This is a genomic window from Acetobacter sp. DmW_125128, from assembly GCF_008704325.1.
Taxonomy (GTDB): Bacteria; Pseudomonadota; Alphaproteobacteria; order Acetobacterales; family Acetobacteraceae; genus Acetobacter; species Acetobacter oryzifermentans.
Genome location: NZ_VHOP01000051.1, coordinates 1 through 18525 on the forward strand (window position 1 = coordinate 1; position 18525 = coordinate 18525).

Here is an 18525-nt window from a genome sequence, read left to right on the forward strand (position 1 = left end):
ACCCGCACCCGCACCCGCACCCGCACCCGCACCCGTGGCTAAAGCCGCACCTGCCCCGGCGCAAGACACCAAAAGCGTAACACCTGCGGCCCAGCCGCATAAACCGCCACCGCCGGCAACAATACCAAATGCCCCACCTCCGCTGCCGCAGCTTACCCCTGCCCCATCAGACGTGGAAACCCATCCCTTTCCAGTGCCTCCGCAGCCAACTGTGGATTTAAAAGCTCCAGGCACCGTGACACCTATTGAAGGCGGTGTGCGCATTACCTTTGCACCAGATGCGGCAACACTTAACCCAGAAACACATCAGGCCATTCTGGCATTTGGGCAGCGTTTGTCTGACAAACCGCATGAACGCGCCCTGATAGATGCCTACAGTTCCGGCGCTGTGGATGATCCATCATTGCCGCGGCGTATGGCATTGGCCCGCGGGCTGGCGGCGCGCAGCGTGCTCATGAATGGTGGCACACCCTCTACCCGCATTTACGTGCGCGTTATTGGCCTGCCCAAACAATCCGCCCCTAACACACCGCAGGATTATATTGATATTTACCAGTCTGACGTTGTGCCCTAAAAACGAGCATCTTTTCAGTTTTCAGGCACCTTAAAGGGGTGTGACCATACCAGCAGCATATTGCTGCCTATGCGTATTTCTTTTTGTGCAGGCCCAAACTGTGTTTGAGCCTGTGCGGCCTGATCCGCACTTTCACATACAATAAAATTGCCACCCGTTTCATACCATTGTCGCTTGCTGAGGGTATGAAACGCTTTGATGCCTGATGGCGTGAACTCAATAGGCGCAAGCCGTGCCTGAAATGGCAGACTATTGCGGGCAGCGCTCCAGTATGGCGCAAAACCCTGCTTTAGGCCCATTTGTTCCAGAGCATGGTTTACGGGAAAGTTCTGATTTGCTGCTGCATACCCTAAAACGGGACGCGGCAGAATTGTTGCCGCATACAAAATACAGCAGCCACCAAACAGAAAGCCATAACCACGCGGCACCTGCACATGCCGAACAACTAGCAAAACAGACAACAGGCATGGAAAAACCAGATAACGGAATGACTGCTCATCCATTGTCAGTTCGCCAAAAATAAAGGCTGCCAACATAATAAGAATAGCGAGGGCGGCTGAAAGATCAAACAGCGTCCATTGCCGGTTTTTACGCAGCACATGAAAGCAGCACCAGACCGTGCCACCTGCACACATCAGATGAAACAGCTCACGCCCAGAACCTGAAAGCGTTATCGGCTTTCCAAAAAAATCAGCACCAAAATACTGTAAGAAGCCGGAAAACAGAACGCTTAGATTATACGAAGCCCGACTTTGTGAACCAAAAGATGAACTCCACAACCCCGGCACATGGAACGCTCCATTATGAGCGAGCACTGTTTTAATAACATGCTCCAGCAGCAAGGCCCCCACCATGCTGCTGGCAATTCCGCAATATCTTGGACCGCGCTGTTCAAGACTGCATCCGATAGCCGCCAGAATAATCGGCAAAGCCAGAGTATACTTAACCAGATCATCACTGCTCAGTAGTAGAGCGACAAACAGGACAGTGCCGCTCCAGCGCGTACAGATTGCGAATAAGCTTTTAGATTGTAACCATTGCGGTTTGCGTAACCACATCAACCAAAACAGTAACATGCCAACATATGCGCCGACATGATAACAAGGTGACAACACCAGATGGATGGCAAAAGCGCTGGGTGCCCCTAACAAAACCAGAAGCGGCCAGCCCACAATACACGTTGCCGAACGTACGATACGAAACGCCAGCAACATAGCAACGGCCCACAACATGGCTGGCACAATGTAATAAAAAGACACATGCCAACCAAATAGGCCGAACACCACAACATAAGGCAGTATTTCAGTAAAATAGAAGGACTGGGTAGAAAGATCCCACCCTTTCAGTAAAACATTACCGTGCAGAATATCTTGCGCGGCCAGCAAGGTCGAAACACTGTCTGAATTCAAAGGCTGCGTCATACCCAAAGCGGTATAAAGCAACGTTAAAACCACAAACGCCACCAAATAGCCTACTACGTTTTGGTATGTTTTGCGTTCAACCACAGTGGTTTTCCCTCGCAATGTCTCATGAAAAAACCGGCCTTTCAGCCGGTTTATTTTTAGCTCTCTAAAAGAGACTGTTCTATTTTTTCTCGGGCTTCTGTTGCGAGTTGATCCACCCGTTCATTTTCTGGCACGCCGGAATGTCCCTTGACCCAATGCCATGAGACCTCGTGCCGCTTGGAGACATCCAGCAGCCTGCGCCATAAATCCATATTGGCAACCGGATCACCCGATGCATTGCGCCAATTGCGCCTTACCCACCCTGTATGCCACCGGGTAATGCCATTGCGCACATATTCACTATCTGTGTGTAAATTCACCACACAAGGGCGCGTAAGAGCTTCCAGCGCTTCTGCTGCGGCTGTTAGTTCCATACGGTTATTGGTGGTTTCACGCTCACCGCCAGAGAGTTCTCGTTCCACGCCTTTGCAGCGTAGCAGAACACCCCAGCCACCTGGGCCAGGGTTTGGGCGGCATCCACCATCCGTCCAGATTTCAACCTCCAGAGCAGGTTGTTCTGTTGCTCTGGTATTTTCAGAATCCGTAGGCATCAGCACTTTCCGTTTCCAGATGGAAGCGCAGGCGCTTCAGATAATCCATAGGATTTTTAGGCGTTACCAAGGCATCTGCTGGCGTGTTGATCCAATCATACAACCGGGTCAGCAAAAAGCGCATGGCCGCACCTCTGGCCAGAACAGGCATAAGTTTGCGTTCTGCTGGCTCCAATGGGCGTATTTCCTCATACCCTTGCATCATATGCCGGGCAAAGGTGATGTTAAACGCCCCATCGGCCTGAAAGCACCATGCGTTCAAACAAATGGCGATATCGTAAGCCAGAAAATCCGTGCAGGCGAAATAGAAATCAATCACACCTGAAACTGCATGATCCAGAAAGAAAACGTTATCTGGAAACATGTCTGCATGAATCTGCCCACGCGGCAGTAGCGGGTTATTCTCCCGCCCCGGCCAAAACGGCAGAATATGCTCCAGTGCATTTTGCAGTTCATCCCGCAAACCTGCACACACGTTATCTGCACCTGCGCCGCAGCTTTCTAGCAGCGCAAACCACGCATCTGGCCCCAAACCATTCTGACGTTCCGGCTTATAGGAACGCCCCGCCACATGCAGTTGTGCCAAAGCTCGCCCCAATGGGCGACAATGCTCCAGCCTGACAACACGCGGCCAAACGCCGGGCAAGAATGTGGTAATGGCAGCGGGCCTGCCTGCCAGTGTTTTGAGCACGTGCCCCTGCGAATCTGCCACAGGCTGGGGGCATGTTACCCCCTCACGCGCCAGATGCTGCATAAGCCCTAAAAACCAAGGCAGATCCTGCGCATTCACCCGTTTTTCGTATAGAGTAAGAATGTAATCTCCATCTGTTGTACGCAGTTGGAAATTACTGTTCTCTACCCCTTCGGCAATACCGCGAAACGCAACCAGAGACCCTATGGCGTAATCCTGTAAAAACGCTTCTAGGGCCTCGTTCCCAACGTCCGTATAAACGGCCATGCAGCACCTTTAGCCTAACGGTGCGGGAAGGCGGAACGTTACGTTTTCTTCCTTCACAATCCGCTCTTCAATGCACAGCGTATAACGCTTGGCCATTTCTGCCAGCATTTCCTGCACCAGTGCTTCCGGCGCAGAAGCACCCGCCGTAATACCCAGCGTGTTTACGCCTTCCAGCACGGACCAATCCAGAGAATCCAGACGGGGCACCAAAAGCGCACGCGGTGTGCCAGAGCGTTCCGCCACTTCACGCAGACGCTGGGAATTGGAAGAATTGGGAGAGCCGATAACAATCACCAGATCGCATTCCGGCGCGATGGTTTTAACGGCTTCCTGACGGTTGGTGGTAGCGTAGCAGATATCTTCGCGCTTTGGCCCTTCAATCAGCGGGAACCGCGCACGCAGAATATCCACAATTTCTGCCGTATCATCCACGGAAAGCGTTGTCTGAGTGATAAAGGCCAGACGTGTTGGATCTTCCGGCTCTACCGTGCGGGCTTCTTCTGCATCGTTAATCAGCGTCATGGCGCCCGGCGGCAGTTGGCCCATTGTGCCCACCACTTCTGGGTGGCCTGCATGGCCAATCATCAGGATATGGCGGCTTTCTGGCCCACCACCAGCAAAATGACGCTCAGCTTCACGATGCACCTTGGAAACCAGCGGACATGTGGCATCTAGATACAAAAGGTTACGGCGTTCGGCCTCAACAGGCACGGTTTTTGGCACGCCATGAGCAGAAAAAACAACGTGGCCATCTACGGGAACTTCATCCAGTTCCTCAACAAAAATGGCGCCTTGTGCTTCCAGCTCTTCCACCACTGTCCGGTTATGGACAATTTCATGGCGGACATAAACAGGCGCACCGTAGCGACGGATGGCTTCTTCCACCACACGGATGGCACGGTCCACCCCTGCGCAGAAACCACGTGGGCCTGCCAGCAGAACCTTAAGAGATCTGCCGTGCTGAGCATCTGCGCTCTGGGGCGGGGTAAGGGTATCAGTTTGATCGGGCATGGTGTTCCCCAAAGTTGCAGCGGACTGTATAGAAGAAAACTGGCTATGAAGAAGCATATTGAAAACAGGCTATGCCCGAAACCCATAAAGGTGACGGAAGTTGTGGCCTACGCAAAGGACGCATGGGATGCAACCCGTTTTACGGCATCAAAGCCTTGAAAAACATACCTATCCGGGTGTGATGGCTGCTATCTGCTGTGTTCAACCCGTTTTAACCGATAATGCCGGATCCATACATGTTCCTTAATCACAACCAACGGCGCAGCCTGTTCCCCCGTATTGCCGCTCCGGGTCTGGCAGCTCTTGGGCTGCTGGCCACACTTGGTGGCTGCGGTGATGGTGAAAGCAAATCCATGGATTTTGCACCCACCTGCCCCATTACGCATATTCCATCCGAAGCTGCAGATTACTACCTCTATCAAGGCAAGGGGACGGGCTTTAAAAATATGATCGCCCGCGCCAGCATCCTGCAATTACAGGGAGATTGCCTTGCCGCTGGCCCCAAGGATCTGAAAACCCGAATCGTGTTGCGCTTTGTGATCGAACGCGGCCCAGCCGCGGCAGCCAATACGCTTACCCTACCGTGGTTTATTGCCGTGCTGCATGGAGACAGAATTGTGAACAAACATGTCTTCCACCACACCGTGTCCTTCCCGGCCAATCTCTCTACCTTTGAAGACGATACAAAGGTGATCACGGTGGATCTGCCCATTCCACCCAAAAACGTGGATTCAGATTATCGGTTTGAAATTGGTTTTCAGCTGACCAAGGAGCAGCTTGAATATAATCAGGTTCACCTTAAACGCGCGGCTTATCAGGCTTACTGAGGTAAGCCACCTTACTTTGCTGGGGCTTTTAGCGCACCCCAGCAAAGCAAGCTTCGCCTTTAATCAGGAAGCCGACTGCGTTTCTGGTGGAAAATGTGCTGCCTTAACGGCAGCCTGCTGACGCTGGGCCAGAGCCTGCTCATCAAAATCCTGCACGATTTCGTGAAACAATTGGTACCAGTTCATCTTAACTTTCAGCCGCATGAACACAGATCCAAGCCCAAGGGCTGAACGATCAACCAGCACAAATTCACGCGGCAGGCGCACGCCTCCGGCTTTTTGCAGCCCATCATGCACTTTGGAAAGAATTTCCCGCCCAAGGGCTGGGTTATTGTCATCCTGAATGTAGCGTTCTTCATCTACCATCAGCGGGGCATATAACAGCCCTGCCCATTCGTTCAGAACAGCCACTTTCTCACGCGTCAGATCACGGAAACCCCATGCTTCATAAGCATGGGCGGCCATATCCATATCCTTGTTACGGAGCGCGTAATACAGGTCAATATTCCCCTTGATGAACGAAGGCTGGAAAATACGGATAGCCCCAAAATCCAGTAGGTTCAGGCCTGCATCTTCCCTCATGGTAAAGTTGCCCATGTGCGGGTCACCATGCACCACGCCATACTGATACAGCGGCACATACCATGCCCGGAACAGCGCACGCGCAATGCGTTTTTTCTGCTCTTCCGTAAGACCTGCTTTTATGGCTGCATTCAGATTCTGCCCCTGCACCCATTCCATCGTTAGCAACCGCTGCGTGCAGAGTTCATCTATTGGTAAGGGCACCGTAACTTCGGGACAATCTGCCAACACGGAATGATACAGGCGCATATTCGCGGCTTCGTGCCGGTAATCCAGCTCTTCCCGCAGCCGTTCAGAAAGTTCCTCCACCACATCATCCTGCCGAATGGCGTTATCCAGCTTGTGGTAAACCCCAATAGCCATACGGAACTGGCGCAGATCGGCCTCAACAGCGGCCTTCATATCCGGGTACTGCAACTTACAGGCTACGCGGCGACCATCGGCCAGCACTGCCTGATGCACTTGCCCAAGGCTGGCAGCCGCAGCGGCTTCCCGCCCGAAGGAGCGGAAATTCTTTTCCCATCCCGGCCCAAGTTCCGCCGTCATGCGGCGGCGCACGAAGCTCCACCCCATTGGCGGCGCGTTGGACTGAAGCTGCGCAAGCTCATCAGCATATTCATCAGGCAACGCGCCGGGAATGGTGGCCAGAAGCTGCGCTGCCTTCATGAGCGGGCCTTTTAGCCCACCCAGCATGGATTTAAGATCTTCTGCATGAGAAGCCCCACCAGAGCGCAAACCTATTTTGTTGCCTGCCAGCCGGGCTGCAATGCCACCAACGGTTCCGGTTGTTTGCACCATACGGCGCAGTTCACCAAAAACGCCGGTATTATCCATATCTCGCGCCATAATCAGCCCTGCTCCAACTGGTCAATAAAGCCGGAAATAACATCCAGCCCCTTGCGCCAGAAACCCGGATCAGATGCATCCAGCCCAAAGGGGGCCAGCAGCTCCTTATGGCGCAGGGTGCCACCGGCTTCCAGCATGGCAATATATTTATCCTGGAAACCCGGCGCGCCCTCACTGAACACCTGATACAGCGCGTTCACCAAGCAATCTCCGAATGCATAGGCATACACATAGAACGGAGAATGGATGAAGTGCGGAATGTAAGCCCAGAACACATCGTATTCCGGCGTAAAATTAAAGGCCGGGCCGAGGCTTTCTGTCTGCACACCGCGCCAGATGGCACCAATTTGTTCAGGAAGCAGCTCGCCTTTTTTACGGGCATCGTGCACGCGGGTTTCAAATTCATAAAACGCAATCTGGCGCACCACAGTATTGAGCATATCCTCAACCTTGGCAGCCAGCAGCAGACGGCGGCGCTGTGGGTCTTTTTCTGCATCCAGCAAAGACTGGAATGTCAGCATCTCGCCAAACACACTGGCCGTTTCCGCCAATGTCAGCGGCGTATCGGACATGAAGTAGCCCTGCTTTGCCGCCATAACCTGATGCACACCGTGGCCCAGCTCATGCGCCAGCGTCATGACATCGCGGATACGACCATGATAGTTCAGCAGAATATAAGGATGTGCTGAAGGCACGGTAGGATGCGCAAAAGCGCCGGGAGATTTACCCGGTGCTGGTGGCACATCAATCCACGGATTGGTCAGGAAGGTGTTGATAACCTTGCCCATACGTGGGTCAAACCCATCATATGCCTTTTGCACAATATTCTTGGCTTCAGACCACGGAATCAGCTTATCATCATTCCCAGGAAGTGGGGCGTTGCGGTCCCAGTGCTCCAGCTTATCCAGCCCCATCCATTTGGCTTTTAGGGCATAGTAGCGATGGGAAAGGCGCGGATAATCAGACCGCACAGCAGAAACAAGAGCATCCACCACCTCATCTTCCACCATGTTGGAAAGATTGCGGGAGGAAGTTGGCCGTGCGAAATGCCGCAGATTATCCGAGATGGATTTATCCTTGGCCAGCGTATTTGTAATGAGCGCAAACAGGCGGATATTTTTTTCAAAAACGCCACCTACGGCTTTACCTGCCTGCTCTCTTGTTGCCCGGTTTGTATCCGACAAACGGTTAAGCGCATCCCCTACCGTAATTTCCTGCCCATCGAGTGTGACGCGCAAAGCCGCAATGGTTTCATCAAACAGACGGCACCATGCCTGTCCACCGGTTACAGATTTTTCCAACAGAACCTTTTCCACATCATCAGAAAGCTGATGCCGACGATACATGCGGATATCACGCAGGTAAGGCTGCCAATGCGCCAGTGTGGGATCTTGTAGCTTTTCCCGAAGGTCTGCTTCTTCCAGCCGGTTCAGTTCCAGCGTAAAAAACAGCAAATAAGTGGAAATGGCTGTCAGCCGTTCATTGATGGACTGGCTAAACTGGCTGATGGAAGCATCTGAAGAATCTGCGGCAAACAGCAGAGAGGCATAAGAACCTGCCTTGCCCAGCATTTCCTCAATAATTTCAAAGGTTGCTATGGCGTCTGCCAATTCCTTGCCGGAAAGGCCGCTAATTTTGCCCTGATACTGCTTGGCAAAAGCCTGAGCTTTTTTTTCTGCCTCAGCCAAATCAGCGTGCAGCTTCGGATCATCCATACCCGCGTAAAGGGCTGAAAGATCCCAACGCGGAAGAGAGGCCGCCCCCTGCCCTGCAGGTGTGTTGGCAACGGTACCGGCTTCCGTTGCAAAAACCGGAAGCGGATGTGAACGGAGGGAATGCGCTGTGTGTTCCATATCTAACACTTTACAGTGCATTTCTGCTAGAAGCGAGAGGCCGCAAACATAAGCGCGGTTCACATGCACAACAGATATGAAAAACAAATGGGCGAAAGGTTTCCCCTCCGCCCATCTGCTTCTGTCAACTTACATGCGGCCTTATGGTTCAGGCTGTTTTTTCCAGTTGCTGTTCCGGCACCGTAAAGCCGATAATCCGGGCATAATCCTTAGGCACGATATGCCAGAAGTGCGGCAGAACCTCATCCCATTTATGCAGCAACATGCTGGCATAGGCAGAACCTGTTTCTTCCACATGCCGTTCAACAAGGCTGCGCAGCATCTGTTCCCATTTCGGTTCAGTTACACGCACCCACAACAGGGATTCGGGGTTTACCCGGCTATCAAACACATTGTCCTTGTCCAGCACAAAGGCCATGCCGCCGGTAAAGCCAGCGCCAAAGTTGTCACCCACATCATCCAGCACCACCACGGTGCCGCCTGTCATGTATTCACACCCGTTGGAACCACAACCTTCTACAACAGCTATCGCACCAGAGTTACGCACAGCAAAGCGTTCCCCTGCCTGCCCTGCGGCATACAGTTCACCCGCAGTGGCCCCATACAGAACCGTGTTGCCGATAATGGCATTTTTGTTAGACACCAGCGTAGAGGACGGGGAAGGACGCACCGTAATGGTTGCGCCAGAAAGCCCTTTGCCCACGTAATCGTTGGCATCGCCCAGCACCTCTAGCTTAAGCCCCTGCACGGCAAACGCCCCTAGAGACTGCCCCGCAGAGCCGCGCAGACGCACCGTAAGATGCCCCGGTGCCAGTGTTTTCATACCAAACTGACGCACAATCAGAGAGGAAATGCGCGTGCCAATGGCGCGCTGGGTGTTCTGCACATTGTAGTGCAACTGCATTTTCTCACCGTGGTCGAACAGCGGCTTGGCATCACCAATCATCTGCGCATCCAGCGTATCTGGCACTTCATTCCGGCCATCCAGCGTGCAGTAGCGTGCGAACGGCCCCGGATCTGCCTGAGACAGCAGAGAGTTCAGATCCAGATCATCCAGATAATCATCCCCGCGGGAAACCTGCCGCAGCAGATCCGTGCGCCCGATAATTTCATTTAGAGAACGGAAGCCCAGCGAAGCCAGAATATTCCGCACATCCTCTGCAATGAAGGAGAATAGATTGATAACCTTTTCGGGCGTACCTTCAAACTTGGCACGCATTTTGGGGTCCTGAGAACACACACCTACAGGGCAAGTGTTGGAATGGCACTGGCGCACCATAATGCAGCCCATGGCCACAAGGCTGGCTGTGCCAATACCAAATTCCTCTGCCCCAAGCATAGCGGCAATAACCACATCGCGCCCGGTTTTGATACCACCATCGGCGCGCAAACGCACCCTATGGCGCAGACGGTTAAGCATAAGCACCTGATGCGTTTCCGCCAGCCCAAGTTCCCACGGCAAGCCCGCATATTTAATAGAGCTCAGCGGGCTTGCGCCTGTGCCACCGCAATGGCCGGAAATCAGGATGGCATCAGCTTTTGCCTTGGCCACACCAGCGGCAATGGTGCCAATACCAGAACGCGCCACCAACTTAACGGTAACCGTTGCTTCCGGGTTGATCTGCTTGAGATCGTAAATCAGCTGCGCCAGATCTTCGATCGAATAGATATCATGGTGCGGGGGCGGAGAAATCAGCGTCACACCCGGCGTGGCATGGCGCAGCTTGGCAATCAGCTCCGTTACCTTAAAGCCCGGAAGCTGCCCACCTTCACCCGGTTTGGCACCTTGTGCCACCTTAATTTCCAGTTCACGGCAATCATTCAGATACTGCGCCGTTACACCAAAGCGGCCAGATGCCACCTGTTTGATAGCGGAGGATGCGTTATCCCCATTCGGGCGCGGCTTAGCACGTGCCGGATCTTCCCCACCTTCACCCGAATCAGACTTTGCGCCAATTCGGTTCATGGCGATGGAAAGCGTTTCATGCGCTTCCGGGCTCAAGGCCCCCAGGGAAATTGCCGGGGAAATCAGGCGTTTACGCAACTGCGTAATGCTTTCCACTTCTTCCACCGGAATAGGCGTGCGCCCATCACGGAAGTCCAGCAGATCACGCAGGGCTACAGGTGGCTGCGCATGTACGGCATCTGCATAACGCTGGTAGATGGTAAAGCTGCCAGTAGCCACTGCTGTTTGCAGCATATGGATCAGACCGCCATCAAATGCGTGCTGTTCTCCACTCCGGCGCAGCTTGTAAAGGCCGCCTACAGGCAAAGTGAGCGTATTGGTCGCGCCCCATGCGCTTTCGTGCAGTTGCAATACGTTGCGTGCAATGCCCGAAAGCCCAATACCAGAAATACGCGAAGGCATACCGGGAAAGAATTCTGCCGTAAGCGCACGAGAAAGGCCCACAGCCTCAAAATTGCACCCACCACGGTAAGACGCCACGATGGAAATACCCATCTTGGACATAATCTTAAGCAGGCCTTTATCTACCGCTTTACGGTAGCGTTCCATGCACTCACGCAGACTCATCTGCCCAAACAGGCCACGACGATGCCGGTCTGCAATGCTTTCCTGCGCCAGATAAGGGTTAACTGTGGTGGCGCCCACCCCAATTGTTACTGCAATAGCGTGCACATCCAGCGCCGTAGCCGTGCGCACGTTCAAAGATGTAAACGTACGCAAGGATGTACGCACCAGATGCGTATGCACAGCCCCGGTCGCCAAGATCATTGGAATAGATGCACGCTCAGCAGACTGATCTTCATCTGTCAGGAATACGTGGGTGCAGCCACCCCGCACACCTTCTTCTGCCTCACGCCGGATACGGGCAATGGCTTCGCGCAGCCCTGCTTCCCCATCATTGGCGGGGAATGTGCAATCAATCACGCAACCAGAAGTGCCCGTAAAGTGGCGCAGCCCTTCATACTCACCAGATGTCAGCACCGGACTGGGCAGTTGAAGCATGTCACACTGTTCGGGGGACTGATCCAGAATATTGCCCAGATTCCCTAACCGCGTTGTCAGGCTCATCACGCGGGATTCGCGCAGAGAATCGATTGGCGGATTGGTCACCTGGCTGAACATCTGCCGGAAATAGTGTGCCAACCCACGATAACGCGGAGAAAGCACAGCCAGAGGCGTATCATCACCCATGGAGCCAATGGCTTCACTGGCGGTAGAGACCATTGGGTGCAGAATGGCTTCCAGTTCTTCCAGCGTGCTGCCCACAGCCAACTGGCGGCGGCGCAGTTCTTCGCCTTCGTAATAAACTGGCTCTGTCACATCCGAACGGACGATATGGCCAATTTTCTGGGTGCGTTTGATCCAGCTAGAAAAATCTTGCCGTGCAGCAAGCAGATCAAGCAGTTCGGTATTACCATACAGCTTGGCTTCCTGAAGATCGACACCAATCATCTCACCCGGGCCAAGGCGACCGCGGCTGACAATGGCGTTTTCAGGCACGCGCACCATGCCGGTTTCAGAACCGACAATCAGCAGATTATCGGTTGTTACCGTATAACGCAGCGGGCGCAATCCTGAACGATCCAGCCCAGCCACAACCCAACGGCCATCTGTGGCGCACAGTGCTGCGGGGCCGTCCCACGGTTCCATTACCGCGTTGCAATACGTGAACATATCACGGTGCGCGGGCTTCATGGAGGAATTACCGCCAACACTTGCCGGGATCATCAGCGCCTTGGCAAAAGGTGCATCACGCCCAGCAAAAGTCAGCAGTTCGTAAACGTTATCCAGCGTTGCGGTATCTGAGCCACCAGCCTGCACTAGCGGCTTGATATCTGCCATCCACGGATCAAGATCTGGGTGAGAAAGCCGTGTTTCATGGCTTTTCATCCAGTTGATATTGCCGGAAATGGTGTTGATTTCACCATTATGCGCAAGGCGACGGAACGGCTGCGCCAATTTCCATGTAGGGAAGGTGTTGGTGGAATAGCGCTGATGATAGATGGCAAATCGGCTGACAAAGCGTTCATCCAGCAGATCTGGGTAAAACTCTGTCAGATGCTCTGCAAGGAACATGCCTTTATAAATAACAGACCGGCATGACAGCGAGCAGATATACAGATCAACCTGCGCGGCGATGGCGGCCTTTTCTATCCGGCGGCGGATCACATACAGATCACGCTCAAACTCTTCTTCCCCTTTATTGGGAAGATTACGGATAAGTATCTGCTCAATTTCCGGGCGCGTTGCGTTGGCTTTTTCACCGATACAGGAAGTATCAATCGGCACCTGACGCCAGCCATAGATGCCGTATCCAAACGCCAGAATCTGGGTTTCGATAATCTGGCGACACTGTTCCTGTGCTGCCAGATCGGTTTTGGGCAAAAACACCTGCCCCACCGCAATCCGGCTTTCATCTGGCCGATCCCCTGTGCTGGTAATGGCATCTGCAAAAAATTCCTGCGGAATTTCTACATGAATACCCGCACCATCGCCTGTCTTGCCATCGGCATCCACTGCGCCGCGGTGCCAGATAGCTTTCAGAGCGGCGATGCCAGCTTCAACCACCTCACGCCGACGCTTGCCATCCAGTGCGGCCACAAGGCCCACACCACAGGAATCACGTTCATCAGCTGGATCATACAGCCCATCCAGCGCGGCCACGTTGGCATCCCACGCTTTCAGAAATTCCTCGCTACTTTCAGCGGAAACGGTGTTGGGAAACTGTTCCATATCCATTAACCCTGCTCCGCCTTGGCGGTAGCCGTTACATTTTCCTGAATCCATGTGTGCATGCAGGCGGCTGCATCGCGCCCATCACGAATGGCCCACACAACCAAACTGGCCCCACGCACAATGTCCCCTGCGGCAAACACGCCCGGCAGGGATGTCATGAAATCTTTCTGACCAACCTTGAGCGTACCCCAACGGGATACAGCCAGATCCTTCTGCCCCCAAAGCTGCGGCAGAGGTTCTGGGTCAAACCCAAGAGCCTTGATAACCAGATCAGCATCCAGCGTGAAAGAAGAGCCTTCCAGTGGCTCAACTGACTGACGGCCCGTGGCATCTGGCAAGCCCAGCTTCATCCGCACGGCCCGCACGCCAGAAACATGGCCTTCACCCAAAAAGGCTTCAGGGGCTGCCAGCCATTCAAACTGCACACCTTCTTCTTCCGCATTTTTTACTTCGCGGGCAGAACCAGGCATGTTGGCTTTATCGCGCCGGTACAGACATTTCACGGATTTTGCACCTTGGCGAATAGCCGTGCGCACGCAGTCCATTGCGGTATCACCACCACCCAGAACCACTACGTTTTTACCTGCGGCATCCAATGCCTGTGCTTCCGGCGGCAAGGTATCCCCCAAGGAACGTCGGTTAGAAGCCGTAAGGTAATCCAGCGCCTTTTCAATACCCGCCAGCCCAACGCCGGGGCCTCCGATTTCACGCGATTTGTAAACACCTGTTGCAATCAGAATAGCATCATGGCGGTTACGCAAATCTGCAAAAGACAGTTCGCCTTCACCATCCCCAATGCCTTGGCCGAGGTGGAAAACAACACCACCTTCTTCCAGCAGCTTATGACGGCGGGCCACAATGTGTTTTTCCAACTTAAAGCCGGGAATACCGTAAACCAGCAGACCGCCTACCCGATCATACCGATCATACACATGTACTTTATAACCTTGCGCGCGCAGCTGATCTGCCGCAGCCAAACCAGCCGGGCCAGCACCAATAATAGCAACGGACTGGCTGCGCTCCAGCACCGGGTTAACAGGTTTAACCCAGCCTTTTTCAAATGCTGTATCGGTAATGTAGCGTTCCACGGCGCCAATGGTCACGCTTTCGAAACCCGGTTCGATCACGCAGTTACCTTCACACAGCCGATCCTGCGGGCAAATACGACCGCAAATTTCCGGGAAGGTATTGGTAGCGGAGGAAACACCATAGGCTTCTTCTAGCCGCCCCTGTGCTGTGAGCATCAGCCAATCAGGGATATTGTTGCCGAGCGGGCAATGAACTGAACAGAAAGGCACACCGCACTGCGAGCACCGACTGGCCTGCTCGGTTGCTTCTGGTGTTGCGAAGTCCTCATAAATTTCATCAAAATCTGCCCGCCGCGCCGTAGCCGTGCGCTTGTCTGGCTGCTTTTGCGGCACAGAGACAAATTTAAGCATCTTGGTCGTCATGTGGCATCCCCGGAGAAAGGGCGCGCCAGACAGACTCCGCCCCTAAACTTTGCTGGAGCTAAGGTGCTTGTTCTCCGTAAATATAAAAAGACAGCAATGCTTACCTTTTTATATTTTTCCTCATGACAAAACAAAAATCCATCCAATTGGTCGGATAAAAAGGTATATTTTCGGGCCTTTTTATCCCCAACCCATTATACAGAAAAGGATATATCTTTTTGAGCCTCATCCACCCTAAACCGCGCCAAATAAGACGGCACAATAGCCGCAACGCTTTGCGGCACGATATTCAACGCTTCAAAACCGGATTTCCCTGCGGGCACAACATTGTCGGTTGCCAACATCCGCAATTGATCCTGCGTCAGAAAATGTCCCGGCAGCCGCTCCAAAACCATAGCCTGCAACTTTGCCAGCACTGATGGCACAATAAAAACAGGCTTATGGCGCTGCGTTACGCGCAATACAAACCGCGCAATATCCAGCATGGTCATTTCCTGCGGGCCACCCAACAAAAGTTCTTTCCCCGCAAACGCAGAAGACTGCGCCGCCACAAATACTGCTTGCGCCACATCTCCCACATAAACAGGTTGCAAGCGCGAATGGGCACCATAAACCGGCAAACACGGCAAATACCGCGCAAGACCTGCAAACATGTTAAAGAAATGATCCTCCGGCCCAAAAATAACAGAAGGCCGTATAATCACAGCATCTGGCCGATATTGGCGCACAACCTTTTCACCCGCAGCCCGACTTCTACCATAAGCCGAAAGAGCCGTTTCTGAAGCACCAAGCGCCGACATTTGCACAAATACAGGCACATCTGTTTCTGCCGCTATACGCGCCACACGCCCTGCGCCCTCTACATTAACGGCTTGCAGTGTTTGCTGCTTGACGGAAGATAAGACAGCCACAAGGTTGATCACCACATCCGCCCCCTGCACCGCACAAGCTACAGAAGCATCATCCAGAACAGATGCATAAAAAGGCGCAATCTGTCCGACATACCCTAACGTGCGTAAACGCGCAGTTAAATCTGGCCGCCGGCTGGCAACGCGCACCTCGTACCCGGCCCGCGCCAGATTTTGCACCACATAACGCCCTACAAATCCGCCACCACCCAATACGGTTGCAATTTTACGCGCACCCATAAGTCACCCTCGTCTTCCACGTTTATCCAGTGTTTTGTGCACTGTGTGCCATTCCCTCCGCCCACGCCAGACAGGCAAATGACACAAATCTGTCAGAAAAATCATTTTCCCTGTTGACGCTCCCATCACAGAGGGGTAAACGGCTCTTCACCAGCCGGGGACACTCCTGGTTGCCATTTGAGCCCAGATGGCGGAATTGGTAGACGCGCAGGTTTCAGGTACCTGTGGCCGCAAGGTCGTGGAAGTTCGAGTCTTCTTCTGGGCACCAAATATCATATATAGCTTATATGATATTTTTCTTCTCCCTAAATGGTAAATATAAAGAGTTGAGTATTCAATTCAGCCTTCGGGCTGTTTATGACACTTCTTTATTCTTTTCACTTACGCGCCATTAGGCAGAGCACAACACATGAAACTTAGCCCGCCCACTAAGGGCCTGCTGCTGTCTTTATTGGGGTTTGCAGCTTTCTCTATAAGTGATGCTTTTTCTAAACTGCTTACTGGCAGGCTCAACCCGTTTGAGGTTGCCTTTTCTGGTGGCGTTTTTGGGCTGCTATTGGTTCCGTTTGTTAAATCGCGCGGGCAATCATGGCTGAACATTCTGCCCATTCAAAAACCGGGTATGTGGTGGATTCGGGCTGTCGCAACATTTATTGCCACAGCCGCCAGCGTAGAATCCTTCATGCTTCTGTCCATGCCAGAAGCGCTCTCGCTAATGTTCCTTATGCCCTTTATTGCCACCATTCTTTCTGTTGTCGCACTTAAGGAAAAAGTATCCCTTTGGGGATGGGTTGCTGTGGCTATCGGGTTTGCAGGCGTTCTGGTTGTGCTGCGCCCCGGCGTGCGGCCACTTCATTTTGGCCATGCCTGTGCATTAGCCGCTGCCATTGCCAGCGCTGTAAACGTTATTGCTTACCGTGTAGCTGGCACAGGCACCACAAAACTGGGGGTTCTTGGCTCTAGCCTAGCCGGGCCTCTGCTTGGGGATGGCCTTTTGGCCCTTCCCAACTTTACGTGGCCGCATACAGTTACGGATTGGAGCTTTTTGTTTGGTTACGGATTTCTGGCGGCTCTAGGCCAACTACTTATTATGTTGGCGGCCACCCTTACCCCCGCCAGCCGCGTGGCATTGCCACAATACACCCAAATGGTTTGGGCTGTGCTGTTTAGCTATTTGCTGTTCCATGAACCGCTAGATAAATGGACCATTATTGGCGTAACAATTGTTACCTTATCTGGCATGCTGGATTGGTTCCGCAAGCATCTACTCGCACTCAAACAGCGGCGCCTTGCACGCAAGCAGGCGCGCCTTCAGCCTGCAAGCCCCACTCCGGCTGATGCAAAGTAACGATTAACGGCGTCTCGCATGGCCCCGGCCACCATGGCTCGGTGGCCTGCCTGACGCAACGCAGCCTCATCTATTCGATTAGACATAAAGCCCATTTCAACCAGAACCGAGGGGATTTGGGCAGATTTCAACACCGCAAAAGCGGCATGCCTATGCGGATGCGGCAGCAACAGCACCCGAGAATTAAAGGCCGACACCACAGCCTGCGCCATATGGGCTGAGCCTTTGCGGGTTTCTTCTGTTACCAAACTAGCAAGAATCTGCTGCACCTCTGGTGATGCACTATGCACCATCGGGCCGCCATATCTGTCTGCACTGTTTTCGGTTTTGGCCAGATCTGCGGTCTGGCTATCTGATGCGCCATGCGAATGGGTGTAAACACTGGCCCCACGCACCTGCGGACTATGCAAAGCATCTGCATGTATGGAAATAAAAAGCGATGCTCCGTGCTGCTGCGCCAGTTCCACCCTACCATCCAGCGGTACAAAATGGTCTCCAGCACGTGTCATGGCTACGCGGTAACGTCCCGTTGCCAACAATTGCCGCCTTAGCTCCTGCGCGGCAGCTTCCGCTACATGTTTTTCATACGTACCAGTGTACCCAATGGCCCCAGGATCTTTGCCTCCATGCCCAGGGTCTAGCATAATAAGCGGGGCTGCGGGCCGTGCCTTACCAACAAGAGCTGGAGCTGCCAGTTTACGCCCTGTTACCTGCTTATTTGCGGCCCAAACATCTGCTGGCGTAGCGACAGCAACCAGTCCGCCACCGCCTAAATACAGCAGCCCGGAACGGCGTGTAACACCCTTCTGTACCGTTGCAGAAGCAACGATTTTGCCGCGCATCTTGCCTGCCTGAAAAGCCATTAAAGTGCTCCTGTTCACTTTACGCTAAAGTGTGCACTCAAAATGACAGAAAAAAGATGTATCGGCACCCTAAAACAGCGTTTGTTACGAATGGCTTGCGATTTATGGTTATTTGAGCCATGTTCGCACAGTATGGCACAAGGGTAGAAATGCCCGTCATGCGCTTTATTCCGCTCCGTCCATGCCGTGAACGGGGGCCGCCGGTTACATCAACACCGCGCCCGCACGCATAAAGATCAGGGGCAGAAACACTGACTGAAGGATACATGACCATCGCCCGCCCCATCCCTTTGCTGAAAACAGCCA

General features: G+C 53.3%; 13 protein-coding genes and 1 tRNA gene. 4 read left to right on the forward strand and 10 right to left on the reverse strand.

Going from position 1 to position 18525, the window contains the following annotated elements; translation table 11 throughout:
* Positions 1 to 574, forward strand: a 574-nt coding sequence (locus FKW19_RS13455) for an OmpA family protein (protein ID WP_408736808.1), incomplete at its 5' end; no start/stop codon positions are given.
* Positions 575 to 588: 14 nt separating this feature from the next.
* Here FKW19_RS13455 and FKW19_RS13460 read toward each other — a convergent pair.
* The 4 genes from FKW19_RS13460 to ispH are packed head-to-tail and all read right to left on the reverse strand — an operon-like array spanning position 589 to position 4599.
* The gene (locus FKW19_RS13460) at positions 589 to 2079 is read right to left on the reverse strand and encodes a hypothetical protein (RefSeq protein ID WP_238331210.1); all 1491 of its coding nucleotides are present in this window, start codon (positions 2077 to 2079) and stop codon (positions 589 to 591) included.
* Positions 2080 to 2135: 56 nt separating this feature from the next.
* Entirely contained in the window at positions 2136 to 2630 is a 495-nt protein-coding gene (rnhA, locus tag FKW19_RS13465) for a ribonuclease HI (protein WP_089179379.1), read from the reverse strand.
* Positions 2614 to 3588 (reverse strand): homoserine kinase, encoded by a 975-nt coding sequence (locus tag FKW19_RS13470; protein ID WP_006117496.1) that lies wholly within the window; start codon positions 3586 to 3588, stop codon positions 2614 to 2616. The genes rnhA and FKW19_RS13470 overlap by 17 nt, the downstream gene beginning before the upstream one ends.
* Positions 3589 to 3597: 9 nt before the next feature.
* Positions 3598 to 4599, reverse strand: a complete 1002-nt coding sequence (gene ispH, locus FKW19_RS13475; protein ID WP_026019375.1) for a 4-hydroxy-3-methylbut-2-enyl diphosphate reductase — start codon at positions 4597 to 4599, stop codon at positions 3598 to 3600.
* 221 nt (positions 4600 to 4820) lie between these two features.
* Here ispH and FKW19_RS13480 point away from each other — a divergent pair, with 221 nt between their 5' ends.
* Entirely contained in the window at positions 4821 to 5426 is a 606-nt protein-coding gene (locus tag FKW19_RS13480; protein WP_193561046.1) for a hypothetical protein, read from the forward strand.
* Positions 5427 to 5489: 63 nt separating this feature from the next.
* On the opposite strand, the gene FKW19_RS13485 is transcribed toward FKW19_RS13480, so the two are convergent.
* The 5 genes from FKW19_RS13485 to FKW19_RS13505 form a co-directional block, all read right to left on the reverse strand.
* The gene (locus tag FKW19_RS13485) at positions 5490 to 6854 is read right to left on the reverse strand and encodes an AarF/ABC1/UbiB kinase family protein (RefSeq protein WP_063354461.1); all 1365 of its coding nucleotides are present in this window, start codon (positions 6852 to 6854) and stop codon (positions 5490 to 5492) included.
* A gap of 2 nt (positions 6855 to 6856) precedes the next feature.
* Positions 6857 to 8794: a M3 family oligoendopeptidase gene (locus FKW19_RS13490; RefSeq protein WP_089179381.1), complete on the reverse strand. Its 1938-nt coding sequence runs from the start codon at positions 8792 to 8794 to the stop codon at positions 6857 to 6859.
* Between the two features lie 61 nt (positions 8795 to 8855).
* Positions 8856 to 13412: a glutamate synthase large subunit gene (gltB, locus tag FKW19_RS13495; protein WP_035351870.1), complete on the reverse strand. Its 4557-nt coding sequence runs from the start codon at positions 13410 to 13412 to the stop codon at positions 8856 to 8858.
* Complete coding sequence (locus tag FKW19_RS13500) at positions 13412 to 14860, reverse strand: NAD(P)-dependent oxidoreductase (RefSeq protein ID WP_006117501.1); 1449 nt, start codon at positions 14858 to 14860, stop codon at positions 13412 to 13414. The genes gltB and FKW19_RS13500 overlap by 1 nt, the downstream gene beginning before the upstream one ends.
* Positions 14861 to 15054: 194 nt before the next feature.
* Positions 15055 to 16008, reverse strand: a complete 954-nt coding sequence (locus FKW19_RS13505; protein ID WP_089179382.1) for a complex I NDUFA9 subunit family protein — start codon at positions 16006 to 16008, stop codon at positions 15055 to 15057.
* A gap of 181 nt (positions 16009 to 16189) precedes the next feature.
* On the opposite strand from FKW19_RS13505, the gene FKW19_RS13510 reads away from it, so the two are divergent.
* Together FKW19_RS13510 and FKW19_RS13515 are read left to right on the forward strand one after the other, a co-directional pair.
* A tRNA-Leu gene (locus FKW19_RS13510) sits at positions 16190 to 16276 on the forward strand.
* A 141-nt stretch (positions 16277 to 16417) separates the two neighbouring features.
* The gene (locus tag FKW19_RS13515) at positions 16418 to 17356 is read left to right on the forward strand and encodes a DMT family transporter (RefSeq protein ID WP_006117503.1); all 939 of its coding nucleotides are present in this window, start codon (positions 16418 to 16420) and stop codon (positions 17354 to 17356) included.
* Here the strand turns inward: FKW19_RS13515 and FKW19_RS13520 are convergent.
* Positions 17320 to 18219, reverse strand: a complete 900-nt coding sequence (locus FKW19_RS13520; protein ID WP_089179383.1) for an N-acetylmuramoyl-L-alanine amidase — start codon at positions 18217 to 18219, stop codon at positions 17320 to 17322. The genes FKW19_RS13515 and FKW19_RS13520 overlap by 37 nt on opposite strands.
* Between the last annotated feature and the right edge of the window lie 306 nt (positions 18220 to 18525).